5 protein-coding genes are annotated in these 5504 nt (G+C 71.1%); all 5 read right to left on the bottom strand.

Features of this window, described 5'->3' with window-relative positions:
- Positions 1-38: 38 nt before the first annotated feature.
- Positions 39-1265: an FAD-dependent monooxygenase gene (locus tag H5J30_RS15945; protein WP_181788099.1), complete on the bottom strand. Its 1227-nt coding sequence runs from the start codon at positions 1263-1265 to the stop codon at positions 39-41.
- A gap of 164 nt (positions 1266-1429) precedes the next feature.
- A complete protein-coding gene (locus tag H5J30_RS15940; protein WP_181788098.1) occupies positions 1430-2323 on the bottom strand; it encodes an aromatic prenyltransferase in 894 nt (297 codons plus the stop codon).
- 431 nt (positions 2324-2754) lie between these two features.
- Positions 2755-3570, bottom strand: coding sequence for an SAM-dependent methyltransferase (locus tag H5J30_RS15935; protein ID WP_258563346.1), 816 nt, complete (start codon positions 3568-3570; stop codon positions 2755-2757).
- 29 nt (positions 3571-3599) lie between these two features.
- Positions 3600-4805 carry a hypothetical protein gene (locus tag H5J30_RS15930; protein WP_258563345.1) on the bottom strand — a complete coding sequence of 402 codons (1206 nt, stop codon included), beginning with the start codon at positions 4803-4805 and terminating at the stop codon, positions 3600-3602.
- A gap of 198 nt (positions 4806-5003) precedes the next feature.
- Positions 5004-5465 carry a hypothetical protein gene (locus tag H5J30_RS15925; RefSeq protein WP_181788097.1) on the bottom strand — a complete coding sequence of 154 codons (462 nt, stop codon included), beginning with the start codon at positions 5463-5465 and terminating at the stop codon, positions 5004-5006.
- Positions 5466-5504: the final 39 nt, after the last annotated feature.

The raw sequence follows: 5504 nt of genomic DNA, 5'->3' as shown, positions 1-5504 counted from the left end.
TAGGGCCTGTCGTTCGGGTCCTCGCCGGGCTCGCGCCCCTAGGCGCGGTCCGGCGGGGTGTAGGAGGCGCGGGAGTTCAGCTCCGCCACCTCGTTCTCGGCCTTCATGCGGTACATCTCCATCATCCGGGTGACCTGAGCCCGGTCCCAGGTGCTGGGGCTGGTGGCCCGCTCCATGGCCCGGGCGGCCATGACGACGGCGTTGGCGGGCTCCAGGCGGGCGCGCTCGTACGCGGCCAGCCCCGCCGGCACGTCGCCGTCCGCCTGCGCCAGCTCGTACGCGAGGACACGCGCGTCCAGGACGGCCTGCGCCGCGCCGTTGCCGCCCGCCGGGTACATGGGGTGGGCGGCGTCGCCGAGGAGCGTGACGCGGCCGCTGCCCCAGGCGGGCAGCGGGTCGCGGTCGACCATCGGGTACTCCAGGACGTCCCCGGAGCGCTCCAGCAGGTCGCGCACGTCGAGCCAGCCCATGGACCAGCCCTCGTAGTGCGCCTGCACCTCCTTGAGCAGGCCCTCGCGGCGGTCGTCGACCGGGCCGTCGGCGGCCTCGGGCAGCAGGCCCGGCTCGGCGACCCGCACCAGGCAGACCCAGTTGGTGCGGTCCTTGCCGATCGGGTACGCGACGAGCGTCACGTCGCCGTCGCTCGCCCCGACCCAGGAGCGGCCGGTGAGGAACGGCGGGACGCCCTCGGTCACACCGCGCCACATCCGCTGGCCGGACCAGGCCAGCGGCCCCTCGTCCGGGTGCAGCCGGGCGCGGACCGTGGAGTTGAGCCCGTCCGCGCCGATCAGCGCGGCGGCCCGGAGGGTCTCGGTCCCGCCGCTCGCGCGGTCCGTGACGCGGACCTCGACGGCGTCGTCGTGCCCGGTGAAGTCCGCCAGCCGCACGCCGGTGCGGACGGCGTCGGGGCCGAGCCGGCGGCGGACCTCGTCCAGGAGCATCAGGTGCAGCTCGCCGCGGTGGATGCAGTACTGCGGCCACTTCGAGCCGGTCGCCGTGCCGCGCGGCTGGGAGAAGAGCTCGTTGCCGTACTTGTCGCAGAAGGCGTACTCGGCGGTGGCCACGCCGAGTTCGGCGAGTTCGTCGCCGAGGCCCAGTTCGACCAGCTCGCGGACGCCGCCGGTGAGGAGGTTGATGCCGACGCCGATGGGCTCGATGCGGCGGGCGCTCTCGACGACGACGGAGTCGATTCCGGCGGCGTGCAGGCTCAGCGCGGTGGTGAGCCCGCCGATCCCGCCGCCGGCGATGAGGACGGGAGCGGCCATCAGCTGCCTCCCCCGGTGGCGCCGGAACACCGGGTGCGGGTGCTTCCGGCAGGGGCGGATGGTTGGTTGCGGAGGTGGACTGACAGCGTGGCCGGGTCCTCGGATTCGGTGCTTTCTCGGGTCTCGGTCATGCTCGGCTCCTTGTCCTCACTTGCTTTCCGGCGTCAGTCCGCGGGGCGGACCCGGTCGGAAACCTGAGATGACATCTGGTAGTAGGACGCGAGCTTGAAGAACTCCTCGCCGCGCGCCACCGTCCCCGCGTAGACGTGGCTGGGCTCGCCCACCCTCGGCATCTCGCGGGCGAACTTCCCTACGCCGGGCTCTATCCGGGCCGGCAGCAGGTCCGGGTCCGAGGTCCGGGTGGAGAAGCACATGCGCTCGATCCGGGTGCTGTCCCAGCCGAATGTCGGGTACATGGCGTACGAGGTGCCGATGAACTCCAGCATGTGCTCGCTCGGCTCCGGCAGCCCCATGCCGCGCAGCGTCGGGATGATGGCGTCGGGCCGCGTGTACTCGGGGGTGAGCCCGCTGATGTAGAGGTTCCACGACCGGCTGCGGTAGTCGACGCCGATGGCGGAGACCTTGCCGTCGAGCCCGGCGGCGCCGAAGGACTCGGCGTGCTCGGCGAGGGCCGGCGGGATCGACGGCAGTTCGGTGAGCGCCTTCATGCTCTGCGGCTCGGCCAGCGGGAAGAAGGCGACCGCCTTCCTGAAGCCGCCGACGATGCCGAAGTCGACGCCGTAGGCGTCGACGGTGAAGCGGTCGCTGATCTCGGGGAGCAGCCCGGCGATCGGGTGGTCGACCTTGTCGAGCAGGCCGCCGGCCAGCGCGGCGGCGTAGGGGTCGCCGGCCGCCTTGGGCAGGGAGAAGTCGAAGGCCAGCTCGCCCCGGTAGCGGTCGCCCGTCCCCATGCTGAAGATGATGTGGGAGTCGTCGAGCCACTTGCCGAAGGTGTCCAGTGCCGGCCAGACCCTCTCCCGGGAACAGGGCGCGTCCACTAACCGCGCGGTTTCCTCAACGGCTGAATAAATGGTTTCCAGCTCGGTGGCCTCGGGCATTCTTCCCTCCAAGGGGTCAACCCCAGCGATCGTCGGAATAGCAAATTCCTGCGCCCTTCCGGCCTGTTCGCGCCGGCTCGCTCGGCCGCGACCGGATCGGCGTCGAGGAGTTCGCATCGGACGGCCGTAGCAGGCATTGGCAGGGGTTTACACCCCTACTATCGGCCTGCGGGCACGTCCGGATCCTCCCACTTCCCGCTTGAGACTGACTTTACGTGGACTTGGCGATCGCTTGGCATACGTACCGCCACCTCGGGAAATAGCGCCGGGCGTTAGTCCGGCGGTGCGCGCACCCGTGGCCAATTCCTCAATTCCCGCAGTGGCGAATTTACGGCGGTGCGGGCCGGATCCGTACGGCACGTGAAACGGCCGCCGCCGGGGAGTCCCCCGGCGGCGGCCGTCACCGCCCGCGCCGTGCGGCGCGGTTCGCCTCACGCCTTGCGGAGCACCGCCCCGTAGGCGTCGCACGCGTTGCGCGCCTCGCCCGCGGGGCGCCACTGGCTGACCGGGACCAGGCCCGGTTCGACCGGCGTCCAGCCGTCGAGGATCCGCTCCAGTGCGGCGCGGTCCCGGTCGATCAGCGGGTCGCTGGACCGGCGGAACATCTCGATGACGTCCGGGACGCGCGGGTCGATGTCCGACGAGATGTGGTTGATCCCGAGGTAGCTGCCCGGCACCACCGCCTCGTGGATCCGGTTGACGATGGCGGCCGGGTCCTCCTCGTCGGTGATGAAGTGCAGGATGCCCGAGAGCAGGACCCCGACGGGCATGGTGAAGTCCAGGGTGGACCTGACGACTTCGTCGAACAGAATGGTGTCGGGGTCGCGGACGTCGCCTTCCAGGGCGACGGTGTACTCGCCGTCGGCCTGCAGCGCCGCCATGTGCGCGACGGCCACCGGGTTCTTGTCGACGTACACCACCCGGGTGTCCGGCGCGATGCGGTGGGCGACCTCGTGGACGTTGTCGTAGATGTCCGTGGGCATGCCGCCGCCGATGTCGAGGATCTGCCGCACGCCGGCCTCGCCGACCCAGTACTCGACGGTGCGGTCGACGAAGAGCCGCTGCTCCCGCGTGAGCACCTTGAGGTCGGGCATGATCTGCTCGGCCTCCTCCAGCAGGTCGCGGTCGGCGTGCACGTTGTCCCGCCCGCCCAGCGCGTAGTCCCAGAAGCGCGAGGGGTGGGGCTTGCGCGCGTCGGGCAGCGGCATTCTTCCCTCGCGCCCCGCCGAGGCCCCGTCAACCGTCATGTCTGCCTCCGTACCCGCGGCCATCGCCCTCACTCGCCGCCCAGCGTGATCGAGGTGTCGATGAACTCGTTGGTCACCAGGTCCCCGGGCGCCAGCCCGTCCTTGATCGGCTTCTTCTGCGACTCGAAGACCGGCCCGGCGAGGTCGATCAGCTCCTGCACCCGCCCGGTGTCGAACTCGCCCACGGGCTTGCCCGGGTCGGCGACGAGGTCGAGCGCCTGCATCTGCTCCACCGAGTACTTCCCGACGCCCTTGGAGAAGGGCTGGTCGGCCTTGAAGGTGTCGCGCAGCTCGATGACCTTGTCGATCACCGGGTCCGGGTTCTCCATCAGGTCGACCGCGCCCTGCTGGATGACGGGCACCAGCTTCTCCAGGCACGGCGCCAGCTCGGCCTTGTCCGCCGGGCGGATCATCGGCGAGGGGCCGGGGTTCGGGTAGTACTCGTAGGCGAGCTGCGACTCGACGGGCTTGCCCCAGTCGGGCAGCTCCTCCTCGTAGATGTACGGGTCCTCGGTGGCGTACCCGGAGGTGGCGACGTCGCCGCCGGCGGCGACGAAGCGCGCGGGGGAGCCGTCGCCGGAGCTGTCGACCTGGTCCTTCTTCAGGATCCCCTTGCTGGTCAGGTAGTCCATGTAGGGGGTGGGGACGTAGACGACGGTGGCGTCGGTCCTGCCGATGTCCTCGATCGACTTCACGTCCGGGTACTTCTCCGGGTCCCACATGATGACCTGCGGGTTCTTCGCCAGCAGCGACATCACCGCGAGCGTCGGCTGCTTGTCGGAGTTCTGGATCGCCTCGTCGAAGCCCTGCGGGATGCCCAGGTGGATGCTGTCGTCCGTGTACATCTGCGAGGACGTCGGGTTGAAGCCGATCGCCGGGCCGCCGGAGCGCAGCTCCAGCTTCACGCCGGTGTCCTTGCCGCCGGAGGCGACCAGCGGGGCGGTGACCTTCTTGGCGTTGGCGTCGACTTCCATGTCGTCGCCGAGGAGCTGGTACATGGCGCCGGCGGAGGTGATGTCCGGCCACCACGCCGTCTGGACCACGATCGTCTCCGGGCACTCCTTGCTCAGGTCCGTGGCGCCGCCGGCCCCGGCGGCCGGGGAGGCGGTGTTCTTGCCGTCGTCCTTGCCGTCATCGCCGCCGTCGTCGCTGTCGCCACAGGCGGCCAGCACGGACAGCATCGCTACGGCGGCGGCGAGGGGGACCGCCTTTCTACGCACGTGGTGCAGAGACATATGAGATCCAGTGACGTTCGGGCGGCCGGGGGCCGGTCGGGCTGACGGGGGAGGCCGGACTGACTGATGCCTGATCATAGACATGCCTTCCGCGCGTACGTTCGGCGCGTTCCCCGGTCGAGTTCCTTTTGCAACATGGGCGTTGGCACGCCGGAGCGCCGCGTTCCGTACCGGGGGGGGGGGGCGGGGCGCGGCCGGTCAGCCCAGCCAGTCGCCGATCCCGTCCCAGGCCAGTTCCAGCTCGCGGTCGGGCCCGCGGCCCAGTACCGCCTGCACGTCGTCGTGCGCCTGGACCATCTTCCGCTTGCCGCCCATCGCGTGCAGTTCGGCGCCGATCTCCCGGGTGCGCCTGTCCTTGCCGGTGCGGGTCAGGAAGCCGCGGCCGAGGCCGATCTCGATCAGCTCCGCCACCAGCAGCCGGGTCCGGTACTCGGGGTCGGTCTGCCGGCGGCGCCGCTCCGCCTCCACCACCCACGGCGGGGTGTCGACCCCGCTGTCCCGGCGCGGGCCGGACTCCGTCCGGCGCCGGACGGAGTCCGGCAGGGTCCGCTTCCACGCCGCCTCGGCCCGGCGGTCGCGCCGGTCGAGAGCGAGGACGGCGAGGTTCAGGGCGGCGATGACCCCCAGGATGACCACCACGACGATCAGCCACGTCGGCATGCCGCACCTCCCCGTCCGCCGCTGCGGTCCGCCTCTCCG

The organism is Streptomyces phytophilus (assembly GCF_013870535.1).
In the GTDB taxonomy this organism is placed as follows: Bacteria; Actinomycetota; Actinomycetes; order Streptomycetales; family Streptomycetaceae; genus Streptomyces; species Streptomyces phytophilus.
This window is presented reverse-complemented; position numbering and strand designations above follow the sequence as displayed.

Coding starts and splice junctions, on each gene's coding strand:
- H5J30_RS15935 (WP_258563346.1), bottom strand. CDS start 3,570: ATGACGGTTGACGGGGCCTCGGCGGGGCGCGAGGGAAGAATGCCGCTG.
- H5J30_RS15945 (WP_181788099.1), bottom strand. CDS start 1,265: ATGGCCGCTCCCGTCCTCATCGCCGGCGGCGGGATCGGCGGGCTCACC.
- H5J30_RS15925 (WP_181788097.1), bottom strand. CDS start 5,465: ATGCCGACGTGGCTGATCGTCGTGGTGGTCATCCTGGGGGTCATCGCC.
- H5J30_RS15930 (WP_258563345.1), bottom strand. CDS start 4,805: ATGTCTCTGCACCACGTGCGTAGAAAGGCGGTCCCCCTCGCCGCCGCC.
- H5J30_RS15940 (WP_181788098.1), bottom strand. CDS start 2,323: ATGCCCGAGGCCACCGAGCTGGAAACCATTTATTCAGCCGTTGAGGAA.